The organism is Sporosarcina sp. A2, from assembly GCF_050858885.1.
Classification (GTDB): Bacteria; Bacillota; Bacilli; order Bacillales_A; family Planococcaceae; genus Sporosarcina.
Genome location: NZ_CP193898.1, coordinates 474,937 through 493,682, shown reverse-complemented (window position 1 = coordinate 493,682; position 18,746 = coordinate 474,937). Strand labels below are relative to the sequence as shown.

The following is an 18,746-nucleotide window of genomic DNA, read 5'->3' as shown; positions in this document are numbered from 1 at the left end:
CATTCATGTCACTCTGCTTGCAGTCAAATATGCATCATTTGATTTTCAATGAAATCTTTCAAGACGTGAATGCCGATTACACAATCTTTCATATCCGTCCACTCTTCAGGATTGTGGCTAATCCCTTTCTTACTTTGAACAAATAGCATCGCAGAAGGAATCACTTCCCCCATTATCATTGCGTCATGCCCCGCACCACTCATTAGTTCCACCGGTTCAATGCCAAACTGAGTAATCGCTTCTTTTATACTTGAAACTAACTGTTCTTGAATGAGTAAAGGGGCCACTGCTAACGTCTGTTGACATTGGACCTCAACGTCATGCACCGAACCCGCATCGCTTGCTGCGTTACGAATCGCTTCAACTAACGCATTGCGTTTGTCTTCATAAATATCTCGAATATCCACTGTCAACTCCACTTTTCGGGCGATTACATTAATGCCATTTGGAGAGACGTTTAGCTTGCCAATCGTCGCTACAGCCGTATCACTGAATTGTCGAGGTAACGCAGACACTGCATGAATGAAATGACTGGCAGCGACTAGCGAATCTCGGCGATCGTTCATTGGCGTATTGCCAGCATGACCCGCTTCGCCTTCAAACGTGACATTCATCCACACAGGACCGGCGATTCCTTTTACAACGCCGACAGATAGTCCATTGCGTTCCAAGATTTTTCCTTGCTCAATATGTAATTCCACGAACAGTTCCACATCATTCAAATCTCGTTTTGCTTTAAAAACTTCTTGGAGCGAGCTGCCATACTCTTCAACAACCTCTTTGAACGACTTGCCTTCAAAGTCCACTAGCTGATTCACCTTCTCTAACGTTAACTGCCCTACCATCGCATGGCTCCCCGTCAGACCAGCACCAAATCTCGATCCTTCTTCATCTGAGAAAATGACTACTTCAAAAGACTTTGCGGGCTGGTGACCAGTCTCTTTCCAGGCTTCAACCACTTCTAGTGCAGCAATAACACCCAGTGGTCCGTCAAAGTTTCCGCCATTCGGAACACTATCTATATGCGATCCTGACATAATTGTTTTCTTTGAATCCATTCCTTCTAATCTTCCAATAACGTTACCTGCTCCATCTTCCGTCACTTGTAAGCCGGCTTGTTCCATCCACGATTTCACTAGTTGTTTTGCCTTTTTTTCTTCCTTAGAAAACCCCGGTCGAGTGATGCCACCGTCTAAAGAAACTCCGATTTTTGATAGCTCATTCAATCTGTCTGCGACTCTTGTGCCATCAACACCACTTCTGGACAAAGATTCATCATATCCAGCCATTAGTCTAGTATATAGGTTTTCTTCTACAGTCATTAGTCACACTCCTTTTGAATAGTAGTTTGAACAGTACGAATACGTAGACTATACCATAAATCGTATTCTCTTTATTTAACTTGCAACTCGATTTTATTGCAAATTATGTTTATACTACAATTAGTACTATCTACTTATACACGGATATAGTGACTGTAAGATACTGACTATATTCATATTTCATGAATATAATTGTTATATCCTTATAACTGTTTAATCCGTATTAAGTACTGAATAACCATTCGTAGTTTAATGACCAGTTCGATGCTGAAAGAGTCCATAGAAGAACACAATATAATTATGAAAACTAGGAGGCGTTTAAATTAATGTCAGACCCTCATTACATTACAGCTTCTAACGCAATGTGCGCTGCTTCTGGAATGGATCCGGGAGAAGTCTCGTCACCTGTACACTTTTTAAATGACGTAGAGTTCGAACACAAAAGAAAATCCTATAGCGAAATCTTGTCTGTCGTCAGCTTTTTTTCTGATAAGTTGCTCGCCTCATTGAAAGGCACACCAATCCTTGTCGTCGTCTCAGATGCTGAAGGATATTTACTATCAATAGAAGGCGACGAGACAATCAAGTCTACGAGTGACCAATTTGGCATCCAACTCGGAGCTCAATTCACACTGGAAGATACAGGAACAAACGTAGTGAGTCTATCTTTACAACAAACGCATGCAATCAGCATAATAGGAGAGCAACATTACCATTTTTCTCTACATGAAATCGCTTGTTATGGAACAGCCTTTTGCAATACGGAAGAAAATGATCTACTTGGTAGTATTTCTATCATGATGCCGATCTGGTATCAAAACCCGCTCTACTTATCGATGTTGGTCCAGGTCGTGGATTCCATCGAACGCGAGTTACTGCTACGAAAACAAAATCGCAAACTTAATATTATGAACCAAATCATGTTAAAGAGAACGAGGAATGCGATTGTCATTACAGATGAATATGGAATAACTACCGAATTCAATGAGTTGGCTGAGAAGATATCGAATAATAGCAGAGAATCTGTTATCGGTAGGAATATTTGTGAATCACCGTTGACTGGGGAATACTTCGAACAAGTTTTGTATGAAGGTAAAATTGTGAACAACGAAGAAATCAGTTTCCATGATGCAGAGGGCAACCAAATTGTTTGCCTATTCGATGCACAGCCAATCTTTGAAGGCGATAAAATGATTGGTGCATTCGGTCAATTCAGAGACATCACAAGTCGTTATCTTCTACAAGAAAAGTATAACTACTTGGCCTATCACGATGAATTAACCAATCTACCGAACAGACGCTATATTAAAAATGCAATAGAAACAGTCATTGAAGAAGTAAATAATGGACAGCATCGACAAATGGCTCTACTGTTCATGGACTTAGATCGCTTCAAGGTCATTAACGATAATTTCGGGCATTCTTATGGCGATGAATTGCTTCAAATGGTAAGCCTACGTTTGGCAAAGTGTCTTGGAGAAAAAGATAAACTTGCGCGCATGGGTGGCGACGAATTCATCTTCCTATTGACCGATTTTGATGATCCTAATTATGTTACACAAACGGCAGAAAAAATTCTTGAATCGTTCCATGAACCATACCTGGTGAATAATAAGGAATTGCATACAACTGCAAGCATCGGTGTAGTATTGTTCCCTGATCCACCAATTTCAATGGAGAAGCTACTGATTTATGCGGATAATGCGATGTATCAAGCGAAATCACAAGGCAAAAATCAGTTTGTTATCCATACATCCGATTTATTAGATGAGATGATGGCGAATTCTAACCTAGAGATTGAATTACGAGATGCGCTAGACAACGACGAATTCATTCTTCACTACCAGCCTCAAATTCATAATATAACTGGAAATTTGATTGGCTTTGAAGCGTTGATCCGCTGGCAACATCCAAGGTTAGGTCTCATCCAGCCCAACCAGTTCATTAAACTTGCGGAAGATAGCGGACTCATTACTCAAATCGGTGAATGGGTCATTAACGAAGCTTGTTTACAAAACAAAAAGTGGCAAGATGCGGGAATGGCACATGTTAAAATTTCCGTGAATTTATCGACCCAACAATTTCTTACTCCGAATCTTGTTACTTTCGTAGAAGAAGTACTTGAGCGCACAGACCTGAATCCGAAGTATCTAGTCATTGAAATAACTGAAAATATGGCAATGGAATATGAGTACTCAATTCACGTCTTAAAAAAGCTCAAGTCGTTAGGTGTAGGTATTAGTATCGATGACTTCGGAACAGGTTATAGCTCTTTGAACTACCTGAAAAATTTCCCAATCGATTACATTAAAATCGACAAATCCTTTGTTGGTGAACTTTTGAACGGTGACAGTGATGCTATAATCGTAATTGCAATCATTACATTAGCACACAACCTTCATAAAGAAGTTATCGCAGAAGGTGTAGAGACTCAAGAACAGCTAGATTTCTTAAAAAGTCATAACTGCGATATTTCACAAGGCTATTTCTTCAGCAAACCACTACCTGTTGAGGAGATTGAAAAAGCCTATCTACTATAAATTTATTTTAGGGAGAGAAATGAGTATGAAGTCGTGTGCATCCGTATTAGTGTCAAATTTTAAACATTGGGGAATCGATCATGTCTTTGGCATTCCTGGGAAGGCGATTTCCCCTATACTGTTCGAACTTTTAGCTCATAAGATGGAATTCATATTAAGTAAACACGAAGCGGCTGCAGGTTATGAAGCAGCAGGCTATGCGCTTATGAACGAAAAGATTGGAGTTGCAGTCGGAACATCAGGACCTGGCGGGACAAATTTACTATCCGCTGCTGGACAAGCAAAAGCGTCTAACATTCCTTTATTGCTCATTACAGGACACCCTTCAATGAAAGATACAGGGAAAGCGATGGGACAAGACTCTAGTATTTTCGCTACAGATTTGACTGACATGTTCAAATCCGTTACGAAATTCAGCGCACGTGTTGAGCGTAGCGATCTGTTAAAGCCTTATTTGCAACATGCACTTGAAAAAGCAGTATCCGGAGTCAGGGGGCCTGTTCACTTATCGATTCCGTTTGATGTGTTGCTCGCTGAAATCGAACCGTTCACGCTCGATTTCCCGGTCACTCATGAACTAATTTCTCCAAAGTTGGATGAAGTATCAGAGAAGTTACTGGCCGCTAAGCGACCACTCCTCTTTTTAGGTAAAGGCGTGCATTCAAGCAAATCGTATGCGGAAGTCCAGCACCTAGCTGAGCATTGGCAGATACCTGTCATGACAACGCCAGGTGGAAAAGGTACATTCCCTTCCAACCATAGGCTTTCACTAGGGGCTTTCGGTCTAGGTGGTACAGCAGAAGCATCTAATTATCTAGCTGAACCTGTGGACTTGTTACTCGTCATCGGCTCGCAATTAAGCGATATGTCCACTGTCGGCTTGACCGAAGCAATGTATCCGGAACACATTCTCCACTTCGATTATGATCCTACATTTATCGGTAAAATGATTCCAGTACCAACAACTCCGATATTAGGGGATATTAAATCGAATTTAAAAGTCCTTTTGAAAGATACTCCAAAACCGGACAGCGACTCATTCCAATTGGAAATCGAGCCGAAACTACTTGAAGAGAATGCGCCCAGAGTCCGTATGTCCACTATCCAAGTTTTGAAAGCGATGCGTAATGCATTACCAAGCGAAACCATCGTTTTTGGAGATGACGGGAGCCATTCGTTCTACGGTATTCAACACTTCGACATTCATAAGCCTGGTACGTTTTTCTTTGATGATATTTTTGGAGCGATGGGTAATGGAATCGGGTATTCAATCGGTGCTAAACTAGCAGCTCCTGAAAAATTGATTGTCTGTCTAGTTGGGGACGGTTGCATGTTCATGCATGGAACGGAAATCTCAACTGCCTACAATTACGACTCTCCTGTACTGTTCATCGTCGTCAATAATGGACGATTGGACATGGTTGAAAAAGGGATGAGGAAGATGATTGGAACCTCTATTGGAGGTATCTATGAGACTCCGCTTGATGCCGCTAAATTCGCAGAATCGATGGGTCTTGAAGGAGTTACATGCCGTACGCCAGTAGAAATTAGCGATGAGATTGAAAAAGCTTTACAACGAATCCAAGAGACAAATAAACCGTTTTTAATTGAAGCACTAGTCGACGAACACGAAATACCACCTACGATGGGGAGACAATAATATGGAAAATAACAATAGTTACGAAACCGGTGCAGAAGTAATGGACCAACTATTCTCTAAAGAAACACAGAACTACATGCAACACATTAAAGAAATCTCACCTGATTTCTGGGATATGATTGTCTCGTTCGGCTTTGGGGATCTCTACGGCAGAACAGCTCTTACGCTCGTCCAACGTGAATACATCACATTAACGTCACTGATTACACAAGGTGCATTCGACCAGCTACGGGTGCATTTCCATGCGTCCTTGAAGATTGGGATGTCCCAACAAGAGATTATTGAAATCATCATCCAATGCGCAGGCTACGTCGGCTTCCCGAAAGCCGTTCATGCGATGGGCATTGCCCGGGATGTTTTTAAAAGCTATGAAGCGGTATAATCAATTCATTCAAAAAGTCCTTAGCAAAATTCTGCTAAGGACTTTTTCTTTGTTCCTTAAATTAATAGGTAATGATGTTCCCTCCATGGGCCAATGAAATAGCTCGTACATTCTTCAACTCGCCTACCTTATAAGTTGTGCTATATTAAAAGAAAATTAAATAATTGGATGGATGTGCGTACATAGTGTCGAACAGAGAATTAGCTATAATTATTGGCGGAGGAATTGCCGGGAAACTTACGGCACGAGTACTGTCGGACTCTTTCAAGGAAGTCATCATCTTAGAGCGGGATGATGAAATGGAAGGACCGATATCTAGGAAAGGAGCACGACAAGGAGATCATTTACATGCACTTCTGCATGCTGGCCAAAATGGATTTGAAACCTTATTCCCGGGAATTACTGAGACTTTCCATAGTAACGGAGCTGTTAACATCAATTCAACAAAAGACCTCGCATGGTTCCACCATGGCGTCTGGAAACACCGGTATGATGGTAACAAATCCACCACTCTTCAATCGCGACCACATTTAGAATGGACAATGGAGCAATACATAAAAGAAATTCCCAATGTGACCACTCTTTATCGCCATCAAGTAAAACGCTTGTTACATAATATAGAGGAGAATCGGATTTACGGGGTTGAGGTTAGTACTTCAGATGGTAGTAAAGCGACACTAACAGCCAATTTAATCGTGGATGCCAGCGGAGCAAGCAGCATCACCCATGCATTATTCAAGAAGCTCAATCTCACCATCCCAACAAATAAAGCTGAAATCGGATTGTGTTATGTCAGCAAAAGATTCCGTTTACCAAAGAGCCAAACACGCGACTGGGCAATTAAACTAATCTATCCAAATCCACCGCTTGAAAAAATAGGAGGGACAATCTCACAAATAGAAAATGATCAACACGTCGTCACAATCATCGGTTATCAAAATTCCATTCAGGAAAAAGAAGTTGTGAAAAATGACAACAGCTTCCTTGAGCTTGCGAAAAGACTTCCTAAACAAGATATTATTAACGAATTAATCCATGCAGAATCGCTCTCTGAAACGAGCGTCTATAAAGTTCCACATATCAGTTGGAAACGGATTGATAAAGTGAAACAGTTTCCTAAAGGTCTTCTAATAATTGGCGACTCCGTCTGTAGGATTGATCCTGTTTTCGGCCAGGGCATGAGTATTGCTGTGTTGGAAGCCGTGACTCTCCAACTTCTGTTACAAGACGGAAAACTCGATGTGGAGCAAGTACAGATTGCATTTCACAAAGAAATTGCAAAGCTTATATCTCCTATTTGGAACATGGTCTTGACGGAAGATTTCCGGTATCCAGGGGTCACTGGGAAGACGCCTACGGGCCTAACTATCCAACAATGGTATTCGAAGAAGATTTTTCTTTTGTCAGCAAGTAGTCAAAACGTATATGCATCCTTTATCGATGTCATGAACTTAGTTCAACCACCAACATCTCTGTTGCGTTTCGGGATTATGAAAGAGGTTTTACTGCATGGTGTTTTTAAAAAACGTGATTCTTAATAATTTCAAGGCTATGTGAAGTTAGAAGTCAGAGTGATTCCACGTTGACTACAGGACTACAGGTATTAGGATTAAAATTTTGTGTAACATCTACAACATATAAACAACCTTTCCTTCTCATATCAGGTAGGTGTTAAGAGATAGGCATTTGTGCGTAAAAAAAGTAATTGTTTACTACACAATTACTTTCGTAAAATAACAAAATAGTCTTCAAGCCTATATTTTGGCTTGAAGACTATTTTTCAATTATTATCGTTAGACGTGAATCATGGATTAATTGTGTATACCCACATCAAAGTTCATCAAATTTATTCGATAGGCGTTAACTTAACTTGAGCTTCAGTTTCGATCATGCTTCCTTCATCTGCAAAGAATGTATATGATGCTTCACCATAGCTCCCTAGGATTGTATTGACTTCCAGTGAACCTCCAGAACTATAGACAACGAAGTTACTTCCTGTTCCGATCGGGGTCGCGATATAACGGCCTTCCGGTAAATCTTGTCCAACTGTATATTTACCTGCACTTAGCGTTTTAGGTTGTCCTTTTGCCTTTTGAACCCTTCCTTCAAGCGTTGCTAATTCTGCGTTCTTAGCTTCTATTGACGCATTCGTATCCTTCACATCCGCTTGGGCATCGGTTAGTTCTGACTTAGCTTGCTCCAACTTCTTATCAATTTCTATTCTACCCGCTTCTAATTCTTTTGCTAATGTTCCCTTTGTATCTTTTAGTTGACCTTTAACAGTTTCAAAATCTTTCTCTACTTCACTTTTGCTATCTATGAGTGCCATTACTTCTTTCTTCTCTTTTTCAACTGAGTCCACTTCTGCGGTTAAGTCCTTCTTCTCTTTTTGCAATGTCGCAATTTCTTTATCCATTTCAATTGCATCCATCTTCTTCTCTTTCAGCGTAACCTCTGCGCCCTTAACACCTGTAGTAAAACTAATAAATAAAAGTACGAGTGCACCAATTACTAATCCTGCAACCTTTAAACCCTTTTTCCCTTTACTCATAACTTCCTCCTGATCGTCTGTACGACTGTTATATATAGATAGAGCTGCAAAACACCTCTAAGGCTATCTGTTTTTATGTATGATTCATATTTAGATTCTAGGCACGTTTTGCGACTTATGGTGTTATAGCTTCCATTCCACAATCTATCAACATACTATCCTCTATATAATTTCATACTATAACACTGAATCACAATTGTGAATACGTGGGAAAATTTACTAACTTATACTATAGTGATCTTCTTACGTCTTCCATTTATCATTATTAAGTTTAACTGTTAGTTGTGTTAGTCAAAGCTCCCTACTTTTCTAGTAAATAAAATCCTAGGACGAATAGAGAAAAACCAAAAAACCTTCTAGCCAGTTGTGACTAGAAGACAATTGTTTACTAAACCTTAAATTATGTGATGCAGCTATGAATTCACCAATTTCACAGCTCTGTAATCATATTGTTGACCACTAAATTCCCCAAGATCAGTTAACCAAGTTACCTACAGACAAATACTTTGTCTCCAAGTATGGCTCGATTCCTTCAATACCACCTTCGCGTCCAAGCCCACTTTCTTTCATGCCACCGAATGGAGCATGGGCAGCGGAAGGTGCTCCGTCATTCCAACCAATGATTCCAAAATCCAAATGGTCATGCAAATACATACCTGTCTTGTAATTCTCGGTAAAGAAATAAGCCGCTAAACCATAAGGAGTGTTGTTTGCAATCTCGATTGCTTCTTCAATCGTCTTAAAAGTTGTGATAGGAGCAACCGGTCCGAATGTTTCCTCTTGCATAATATCCATACTGGCGTCTACATTTTTCAATACCGTAGGATGGATGAAGAAATATCCTTTGTCCCGATCCACTTGATATTTGTTCCCTATTAGCACTTCTGCTCCCTTTTCTAGTGCATCATTGATTTGAGCAACAATTTTGTCGAACCCTTTTTCATTAATAATCGGTCCGATATCCGTCGTCTCATCTAACCCATTTCCTACCTTTAACTTAGCAACCGCTTTTGTAAACTTTTCAGCAAATGCGTCCACCAGACTCTCATGGACAAGAATACGATTTACACAAACACAGGTTTGTCCTGCGTTTCGATATTTCGATATAATTGTTTGACTAACTGCTAAGACCAGATCTGCGTCTTCTGCAATAATCAGAGGTGCGTGTCCACCCAATTCCATCGTTACGTGCTTAACGGTGTCCGCACTTCCTTTAATCAAGGACTTTCCGACAGGTGTAGAACCTGTAAATGTAATCTTTCGGATGAGTGGGCTATTTGTAAATAACGGTCCCACTTCTGAGCCTTTCCCATTCACATATTGAATCGCGTCTTTTGGAATTCCTGCATCATGTGCAAGCTCAATTAATGTCATCGTCGTTAACGGCGTGTCTTCTGCAGCTTTAACAATAAATGTACAACCAGCCGCTAAAGCAGGTGCCGCTTTTCTGGTCATCATTGCTGCTGGAAAGTTCCACGGTGTAATTGCTGCAACTAAACCAATCGGTTGACGGGTTACGACAATACGTTTCGATTCAGTTGCTGCTGGAACCGTACGTCCATAAATACGGATAGCTTCTTCAGCATACCAATCGATGTAACTTGTAGCATAGTTTACTTCACCAAGTGATTCCGAAAGAGGTTTTCCATTTTCCATCGTCATAACCTTTGCAATCTCTTCTTTGTTTTCTTGGATTTTATGGGACCAGGCTTTCAACAGTTTTGAACGCTCATGTGCATTTACTTTTGACCACCTTTTAAACTCCATATGACCTTTTTCAATTGCATGATGAATTTCTTCTGCTGTCTGTACTCCCACTTCCTTTATGAGTTCACCTGTTGCAGGATTTTTCACTTCAATACTATTCGACATTTGCTAACACCCCTTCAATTGATTCTTTTGGTCGTATGAACCATAAGCTCAGACCGATTAACGACCAGACGCCTACGATCAGCCATTCAACCGGCCATACAAGAGCCGAAGGCATGCCTGGTAAATAGAAACAGATGAACAATATGCTTAATAAAATTGCCATTACACCAACAAATCGATAGGATCTAATCTTGTAAGGTCGGCTTAAATCCGGCTCCAATTTGCGTAGTCTTAAAAAAGCAATTGAAACAAGTAAATAACCAAAAACTATGCCAATGCCACCTGCGTTTACAATCCAGACAAGTGCTGGACGCCCAAGGAAAGGCGCTACAAATGCCAGGATACCAAGAAATACGATGGCGTGCGTTGGTGTCTTATACTTCGGATGAATATAACCGAACCATTTAGGAATCATTCCATGAGCAGACATCGCATACAAAATACGACTGCCTCCTATGATGAATGCATTCCAGCTCGTTACAATACCTGCAACGCCACCTAATACGAGTAGCGTACCGAACCATTGACTACCAAACAAGTTCGCCATCGCATCCGCAGTTGCTAGCGATGATAACGTAAGTTGCGACTCATTCAATCCAACAGATACTCCAAAAACAATCAATAAATAGAAAACAACTGAACTAACAATTGAAATGATCAATATTCTACCAATGATTTTTGGAGGCGCTTTCACTTCTGATGCAACTTGAGGAATGACATCAAAGCCTACGAACAGAAACGGAATCATGACTAATACTGACATTGTTCCTCCTATTCCCTCTCTGAACAGCGGCTGAACATTTGCCATATCTCCGTTTTTGACTGCACCAAATACCAAGAGAGCACCCACTAAAACAATCGCAACCGTGAATACAGACTGGAAGATGGCCGCTGGCTTTATACCAAAATAATTTAATACAGTCAGCACAATCGCTCCGACAGAACCGATCAGGACCCAAGTGAGGTATACATCCCAACCGCCAAGCGTCCATAAATATAACTTATGGTCTACAGGAATGATGTAATCGATTACAGTCGGCAAAGCGACAGCCTCAAATGTAATAACAGAAACGTAACCGAATAACACGCCCCATGCTGCTGCGAACGCGGCCTTTTTACCGAAAGCCCTTAAAACAAAAACGAGTCCCCCACCCGTTTCAGGAATTGCGGCAGCTAATTCAGCATACGTAAGGCCAATAAAGATAATAAAGAGCCCACCGACGATGAATGCAATTATACTACCTAGGAATCCTGCAGTAGCTATCCATTCACCTGATAGGACAACCCATCCCCAACCGAGCATCGCACCCATCGCTAAAAATAGAATATCCGAAGTAGACATTGTTTTTGAAAAGTCTTTGTTCATAAACTCCCCCCATTCCCTTTATATACAGGTAATTATTTAAACGCATCTTCTAAAATTGTTAGACCTTTAGATAATTCTTCATCTGTAATAACAAGTGGTGCTAAAAAGCGAATAACGTTACCTTTGAGTCCCGCCGATAAAAGCAACAAGCCATTTGCATTGGCATATTGGACAATTTCTGCGGTTTTTTGTTTGTTTGGAAGCTTATCCGCCCTGTCATTTACAATCTCAACAGCAACCATCGAGCCAAGACGACGAATGTCACCCATGTATTCGTGTTTCTCAGCTAGTGCTTTCAACTTCACTTCGATTTTCTCACCCATTGCCTCAGATTTAATAAGCAAGTTTTCTTCCTCGATAATTTCGATTACTGCTAGTGCAGCCGCACATGCAACTGGGCTGCCAGCGTATGTACCCCCTAATTCGCCTGGCGCTGCAGCGTTTAAAATTTCTGTTCTTCCGACCACTCCACTTAGTGGCAAACCAGCTGCCAATGATTTCGACACTGTAATCAAATCTGGTTCTACATCAAATTGCTCGATCGCAAACATGCTTCCTGTTCGACCGAATCCAGTTTGAATTTCATCTGCTACAAAAACGATGCCATGCTCTTTACAGAACTTACTTACCTCTTGTACAAACTTCTTCGGCGGAATGACGAAACCACCTTCTCCTTGAATAGGCTCCATAACGACACATGCCACAGTTTCCGGTGCTACAGTTGCAAGGAAGAAGTCTTTAAATTCCGCAATCACACAGTCAACATATGCCTCATCTGTCATCTCAGCCGGCTTTTGATAGACGTAAGGATACGGAGCTTGGTAAATTTCCGGAGCAAACGGCCCAAATCCGAATTTATAAGGTTTGACTTTGCTCGTCATCCCCATTGTTAAGTTTGTTCTGCCATGAAACCCACGTACGAATGAGACAACAGCTTGTCTACCCGTAAACTTACGTGCCATTTTGATAGCGTTTTCAACAGCTTCCGCACCTGAGTTCAAAAGAATTGCTTGCTTGTCAAACGTACCTGGCGAAATTTCACATAACTTCTGAGCTAATTCAATATATCCTTCGTACATCATCACGTTAAAACCTGGATGCAAGAATTTCTCAACTTGACTATTTACAGCAGCAGTCACTTTATGGTGGCTATGTCCTACATTCAAAGTCCCAATAGCAGACGCAAAGTCAATCCATTCGTTTCCATCTATATCTGTAATTGTGGCACCAGTTGCCGATTGGGCAATATTGAGGTTACCATTACTAACACCTTGAGGGACATACTTTTTTCTTTTGTTTTGTAGTTTTTCTGTCATTCCAGTAGTTGTAATCATTATATCTCTCTCCCTTATTCGAATTATCTATAAGTATCACAATTTACTGATATAATAGAAAGTACCAGAATCACAGATCTTTAGGTACCAGATTAGGAGGTAGTTATGGCTACATTCGTATTTGAAATACAAAAAGCAGAAGGAAAATACATATATCAGCAAATATACAAGAACATCAAAGGAAACATTTTAGATGGAGAACTGCTGCCGAATGAAAAGCTCCCTTCAAAGAGAAAATTAGCAAACCAATTAGAAGTTAGCGTTAATTCAGTTACAAATGCCTACGAACAGCTTCTTGCGGAAGGTTATATTTACACCAAGGAAAGAAAAGGATACTACGTTGAAAATATCACTCAATTTATCACAAAGGATAAAAGCGAGAAGTACAAATTACCGAGCGATCTGAAGGAAGCCGAAGTGGATAGGGAAGGATGGTTATCACTTTCTCATATGACATCCGATACCTCTTCATTCCCTTTTTCGGAATGGGTGAAATGTCAAGATCGGGCTATAAAGAACCATAGGGCCGAGCTATCTGAAATCCCACATCCTCAAGGACCTTATCTAGTAAGAGAAACAATTTCCAACTTAATTGAATCGTCCCGAGGCATTGTCTGTGAACCCGAACAGATTGTAATTGGCGCAGGAACGCAATCTCTGATTCGGAACTTAATGAATATTCCTAGAGCTAATACAGTAGTTGCAGTTGAGGATCCAGGTTATTCACGTGTCTACAAAATGTTGAAAAGTATGGATATGCATGTACATCCCATCCCATTGGATGAAGATGGAATTGACATTCACCAAATTGAGTCGACAAACTCCAATGTCGTATTTGTGACACCCTCCCATCAGTTTCCAACTGGAAAAATTATGCCGATTTCCAGACGTATCGAGTTACTCAATTGGTCTGTAAAAAAGGAACACCGTTACATCGTGGAAGATGATTATGATAGTGAATTCAAATATAAAACGGACAATATCCCTTCTTTACAAAGTTTGGACCGGAACCGACGTGTTATTTATACAGGAACTTTTTCGAAAACCATGTTACCAGGACTTCGTATAAGTTATTTGGTCCTCCCTCCCGATCTGTTGAGAGAGTACCGAACCCTGTATTCAGACCTCATACAGGGCAGTAATACATTAAGCTTATTTACGTTGCATTACTTTATAGAAAGTGGCGAATATACTCGACACGTCAAGAGGATGAATCATTTATACGAGACCAAAAGGACATTGCTCATCAACCACTTGTTTCAGAAGTTCGGCACTACTCTTGAAGTGGACGATACATCAGCGGGACTCCATTTTCTCGCACGTTTCGAAACAGACAAGTGTTATAAGGAAATTGAGGAATGGGCTAAGATAGAGAAGTTGGAAATCTATACGATGATGCGTTTCATGTTGAGAAAAGTAGTGACAAAGAGAAATTACATAGAACTAATCATCGGTTTTGCAAATATAAGCGAAGAAAATATACAGGAAGCTGTTGATCGGTTATACCGCGTCATTAAATAAGTGAAAAAGCCTTCCAGCCAATTGCTTAGCTAGAAGGCTCTTTTTCGTTCAATATAAGATTGTCAATCCAATCTCTGACCTAGGAAAAGTGAAATTACTTCCCAATCTTAAACCGTTCCAATAGTACAGTTTCTACTACATCCTCAAGGAATTTGAATTTGGTGATTGCGTAAAGTTCTCCAGATTCCTCTACGTAAACCAGTCGATCGACTTTACCGTAGGTGTGTAATGATGCAGATGGATCCAATGTATCGTTATCGTAAACTGAAATGGTTTCAGCCCGATCAGCGAGATAGAATTTTTTTGCTGCTTCGTTAAACGTCATCGTTGTAAATGGCGTCGCCAGTTTCCCGAGAGGTGCTAGATCCTCTGAAGGGATTGTGCTTAATCCATAGACCGTCCCATCTCCGTTATACATCACCTTACCACCAGGAGTCATTTGCGTGTAACCTCTTAGTTTAGACGTATCAAAGTATCGAGGATCCGTTGGTGCACTCTCGAGTTTCCCTTCGGTGAAGCTAAATGTTTGGATTCTTCCAGTGTAATGGGAAGTTTCGATTGAATAGAGTCTGTTCTGTGCTGGTGACAGTTCGATCAGTTGCTGTGTAGGAACTTTGACGAAAGACAGCATTTCTGACGTTTGCCAGTTGTACGTTTGAATTTCAGACGTATAGCCTTGGCCGGAACCCGACGAAATGATGAGCGTTTCTTGATCATCGACTGCAATATCATAAGGGTCAATGTTGACACTCACTTCCTTTATCAAAGCAAGATCATCTGCAGCATATACGTTGATGATCCCTTTTTGCGTCTCCATGAAGTTATATGAACTTCTGTCCTGAATGAGTTGGGAGACGAATAGTTTACCATTTTTCTCAACAAGCTTTTCAGCTGGATGTTTCAACCCAATCACATTTTTGTCTCCTGTAGCAATGTTTAGTCGAACAAGTGATTTCGATTTACTATCTAAATAGTAGACAACCGGCTGATTGGGATCTTTCACTACGTCAATGATAGACGATTCCAATGTCACATCCAAAACAGTATGAGATGGAATACCAGTGGATGGACGGAAAATCGGCTTCATAATCCGCGCAAGGAATGCAGAAAACTGTGCACGATCGATTGGCTGCTTCGGCTGGAATGTACCATCACTATAGCCAACCGTAATATTGTTCGCTGCTAAAGATGATATGAAAGAAGATGCCCAGTAACCTGCTGCTACATCTGTGAAACCTGTCGCATAGACACCTTTCAATTTAAACGCGTTACCAATGACTTTCGCCATCTCAGCCCGCGTAATATTTCCGTTAGGATCGAACTGGGTGCTACTTTTACCACTAATGATCCCTGCAGACGTGGCAACTGCGATTTCCAAGTAGCCAAATTTGGATCTTCCGACATCGTCGAACCCTGGATCCTTGATGAATCTATCCGACTCAGGCATACCGATCGCACGCATGATCATGACAACAGCCTGTGCCCGTGTTAGTTTAACGGCTGGACGGAAAGTTCCATCATTATATCCATTGATAACGCCTGACTGCGTCAAATAGTCGATTTCTTTCTTAAAACTGGAAACATCCGAAAAACCAGCGGCTTCTGCAGATCCAGTTGGAATAACAATTATAGCGAGACTCAATACTAGAGCCAGTAAGACATTTACAAATTTTTTCAATCTACTCTTCCTCTCTCTTAAACTCAATTTATTATAATGGCGCAGTCCGTCCATTGCTTGTATCCATTAGCCTATTTTTGTATGCCCCCATTTAATTCCTACAATAAATCTATAATATGTTGTTGTAATCCCATTTACAGAATGTATTTAACATCGGTCGGTGGACACTCCAAACGATAGTTTTTAGTTTTCACGATAAAAAGAGATGTCCAATTCATCATTGTCAATGATAGATTGGGCACCCCTTAGGATATGTACACTTCAAACTTATACTCTATTTTGATCAGTTCTGACATTATCTCGATAGACGTTAGAAAACAAGATTACAACTCCCCGGACACGTCTTTAACCATCTCTTCAATCATAGTACTCGCGTTTGTTGCGGCCTGCGGAAGGAAGTCCTCGTATTTCATAGTAGCTTCTCCACTAGCATCGCTAGAGATAGCACGAATAATTACGAAGGGAATGTGCAACCTGCCCGATGGTAGCCTCTTCCATTTCGACTATATGAGCTGCTAAGTTTTCTGTGATCCAATCTTGTTTTTCTTTACTTACGATGAACTGATCACCTGTTGAAATTCTTCCTTGAACGACCTCGATGACTGCATCTAATCCTTCTGCAACAGATTGCGCGAGTGCGATCAATTTGCCGTCAGCTTTAAACTCGCTTGTGTACATCCGCGCGATTTCACCCGGTTTACTCCCGAATGCCGTAACGTCAAAATCATGTTGCACTGCGTCTATTGAAATGACAATATCGCCAATCGTGACATCCGTACTCAAACCATCCGTCACGCCATAGTTAATAAGATAATCGACTCAAAAATGACCGGCCCGCACTTGAGCACATGCAGCGGCATTCACTTTACCGAAACCTGATTGAACTAAGGCAATTTGTTCGTCATCCAATGTCCCTTTATAAAATTACATTCCTACATTCGTTCCCATCACTTTGATTTCCATTTTATAGTGAAGGATTTCGACTTCTTCGCACATTGCCCCGATAAATCCAATCACTTTTCCTTCTGTCTTTTCATCAATTGCCTTCACTTCTGTTTTACTGTCAGAACAGCCCATCATCACCATAGCTGTCATCTCTATAGAAAAGGCCCTATAGGGTAGACTCTTTTTAAAATGTCTACTCTATAGGGTACAGTTTAATGCGTAGGTACCTTTTTTATTTTCTTTGAGTGAGTGAGTGTGTTCGTGCAAAAAAAAGAACCGGAATTTCACTCCCGGTTCTTTGCTATCAATACATCAAATATTTTTTCCGTACCTTTTCAAATTCCTTCGAATCTTTTTTCCATCGCTTCGACATCTCTTCAACGGTCATCCCATTTTCAATACCTGGGCGGATCCATCCGTTACCGATTAGGTTATCGAAGAATGGCGTGAGCTGGACTTGATCGGGATATAGATCTTTCAATGTCTTTACAATGTGGAGTCCCGTTTCAACAGGTTGGTATTTTTTACGATCTGTTATATGCACCTGGACACCGTGGGACAGTTTTCCGCTATGTTTCGAGAATGTCGGTGTGAATGAAGCAGCACGGAAAGAAACTCCAGGTAGTTTCAATTTGTTCAACTCTTTAACTAGCTCGGTGCTGCTGATGAATGGTGCACCAATTAGCTCGAATGGCTTTGTCGTTCCGCGTCCTTCTGAAACATTCGTTCCTTCAATAAGTGCTGTCCCTGGGTAAACGAGCGCTGTATCCAATGTTGGCATGTTAGGAGACGGCATAACAAATGGAAGTCCGGTTTCATCGAAATAAGACTGGCGCTTCCATCCTTTCATTTTGACGACGTGTAAATTTGTATGGATCTTGAATTCCTTATTGAATAACTCAGCAAGTTCTCCCACCGTCATTCCATGTCGTAACGGAATGGCATACTGTCCAACAAAAGAAGCAAACTCAGGGTCGAGCACTGGCCCTTCCACTTCTTTACCCCCTAGCGGATTCGGGCGGTCCAATACAATGAACGGAATTCCCTTTTCCTGTGCTGCTTCCATCGCCAGTGCCATCGTGTAGATGTACGTATAGAATCGAGTACCTACATCTTGAATATCGAATACGAGGACGTCGATGTTTTCTAGCATTTCAGGTGTTGGTTTTCTAGTTTTCCCGTATAGACTATAAACCGGTAGACCTGTTACTTCATCGATATAATAATCGACATATTGACCCGCTTGCGCATCTCCACGTACTCCGTGTTCCGGACCGTAGAGTGCTTCAAGTTGAATGTCAGGATCATTATTCAAAAGGTCTACAACACTGTTCAGTTGTTGGTCAACCCCAGTCGGGTTGGTGATCAAACCAACCCGCTTCCCCTTAAGTAATCTTTTCTCATTCTTTAAGAGTCTTTCTACACCTAGCTCTAACTTATTGTTCCCTTTGTCGTTGCCTTTTGTTTTTTGGTTGCCGTTATTATACGTATTATCCGCAAACGCCACAGTGAATGTGGTCATGGCAAGTAATGCTGCAATCGCTGCGATTAGCCACTTTTTCATAAGCCATCATC

Annotated in this window: 14 protein-coding genes; 5 read left to right on the top strand and 9 right to left on the bottom strand. The window is 41.0% G+C overall.

Going from position 1 to position 18,746, the window contains the following annotated elements; genetic code table 11:
- Positions 1-23: 23 nt before the first annotated feature.
- Positions 24-1,322, bottom strand: a complete 1,299-nt coding sequence (locus ACRPI0_RS02125) for a Zn-dependent hydrolase (protein WP_432354496.1) — start codon at positions 1,320-1,322, stop codon at positions 24-26.
- A gap of 326 nt (positions 1,323-1,648) precedes the next feature.
- Here ACRPI0_RS02125 and ACRPI0_RS02120 point away from each other — a divergent pair, with 326 nt between their 5' ends.
- The 4 genes from ACRPI0_RS02120 (at position 1,649) to ACRPI0_RS02105 (ending at position 7,442) form a co-directional block, all read left to right on the top strand.
- Entirely contained in the window at positions 1,649-3,862 is a 2,214-nt protein-coding gene (locus ACRPI0_RS02120) for an EAL domain-containing protein (protein WP_432354495.1), read from the top strand.
- A gap of 25 nt (positions 3,863-3,887) precedes the next feature.
- Positions 3,888-5,522 (top strand): thiamine pyrophosphate-binding protein, encoded by a 1,635-nt coding sequence (locus ACRPI0_RS02115; RefSeq protein WP_432354494.1) that lies wholly within the window; start codon positions 3,888-3,890, stop codon positions 5,520-5,522.
- Between the two features lies 1 nt (position 5,523).
- Complete coding sequence (locus tag ACRPI0_RS02110; protein WP_432354493.1) at positions 5,524-5,904, top strand: carboxymuconolactone decarboxylase family protein; 381 nt, start codon at positions 5,524-5,526, stop codon at positions 5,902-5,904.
- Between the two features lie 185 nt (positions 5,905-6,089).
- Complete coding sequence (locus tag ACRPI0_RS02105; RefSeq protein WP_432354492.1) at positions 6,090-7,442, top strand: FAD-dependent oxidoreductase; 1,353 nt, start codon at positions 6,090-6,092, stop codon at positions 7,440-7,442.
- Positions 7,443-7,750: 308 nt separating this feature from the next.
- Here the strand turns inward: ACRPI0_RS02105 and ACRPI0_RS02100 are convergent, their stop codons facing one another.
- From ACRPI0_RS02100 to gabT, 4 genes are all read right to left on the bottom strand, one after another.
- Positions 7,751-8,455 (bottom strand): hypothetical protein, encoded by a 705-nt coding sequence (locus tag ACRPI0_RS02100; RefSeq protein WP_432354491.1) that lies wholly within the window; start codon positions 8,453-8,455, stop codon positions 7,751-7,753.
- A gap of 474 nt (positions 8,456-8,929) precedes the next feature.
- Positions 8,930-10,327, bottom strand: a complete 1,398-nt coding sequence (locus ACRPI0_RS02095) for an NAD-dependent succinate-semialdehyde dehydrogenase (protein WP_432354489.1) — start codon at positions 10,325-10,327, stop codon at positions 8,930-8,932.
- Positions 10,317-11,693 carry an APC family permease gene (locus ACRPI0_RS02090; protein WP_432354488.1) on the bottom strand — a complete coding sequence of 459 codons (1,377 nt, stop codon included), beginning with the start codon at positions 11,691-11,693 and terminating at the stop codon, positions 10,317-10,319. The genes ACRPI0_RS02095 and ACRPI0_RS02090 overlap by 11 nt, the downstream gene beginning before the upstream one ends.
- Before the next feature lie 32 nt (positions 11,694-11,725).
- Positions 11,726-13,030, bottom strand: a complete 1,305-nt coding sequence (gabT, locus tag ACRPI0_RS02085) for a 4-aminobutyrate--2-oxoglutarate transaminase (RefSeq protein WP_432355863.1) — start codon at positions 13,028-13,030, stop codon at positions 11,726-11,728.
- 102 nt (positions 13,031-13,132) lie between these two features.
- On the opposite strand from gabT, the gene ACRPI0_RS02080 reads away from it, so the two are divergent.
- Positions 13,133-14,548, top strand: a complete 1,416-nt coding sequence (locus ACRPI0_RS02080; protein ID WP_432354487.1) for a PLP-dependent aminotransferase family protein — start codon at positions 13,133-13,135, stop codon at positions 14,546-14,548.
- A gap of 94 nt (positions 14,549-14,642) precedes the next feature.
- Here the strand turns inward: ACRPI0_RS02080 and ACRPI0_RS02075 are convergent, their stop codons facing one another.
- From ACRPI0_RS02075 to ACRPI0_RS02060, 4 genes are all read right to left on the bottom strand, one after another.
- Complete coding sequence (locus tag ACRPI0_RS02075) at positions 14,643-16,226, bottom strand: S-layer homology domain-containing protein (protein WP_432354486.1); 1,584 nt, start codon at positions 16,224-16,226, stop codon at positions 14,643-14,645.
- Between the two features lie 435 nt (positions 16,227-16,661).
- On the bottom strand, positions 16,662-17,009 hold the full coding sequence (locus ACRPI0_RS02070) for a hypothetical protein (RefSeq protein ID WP_432354483.1): 348 nt from the start codon (positions 17,007-17,009) through the stop codon (positions 16,662-16,664).
- A gap of 141 nt (positions 17,010-17,150) precedes the next feature.
- A complete protein-coding gene (locus ACRPI0_RS02065) occupies positions 17,151-17,321 on the bottom strand; it encodes a hypothetical protein (protein ID WP_432354481.1) in 171 nt (56 codons plus the stop codon).
- Positions 17,322-17,475: 154 nt separating this feature from the next.
- A complete protein-coding gene (locus ACRPI0_RS02060) occupies positions 17,476-18,735 on the bottom strand; it encodes an exo-beta-N-acetylmuramidase NamZ family protein (RefSeq protein WP_432354478.1) in 1,260 nt (419 codons plus the stop codon).
- Between the last annotated feature and the right edge of the window lie 11 nt (positions 18,736-18,746).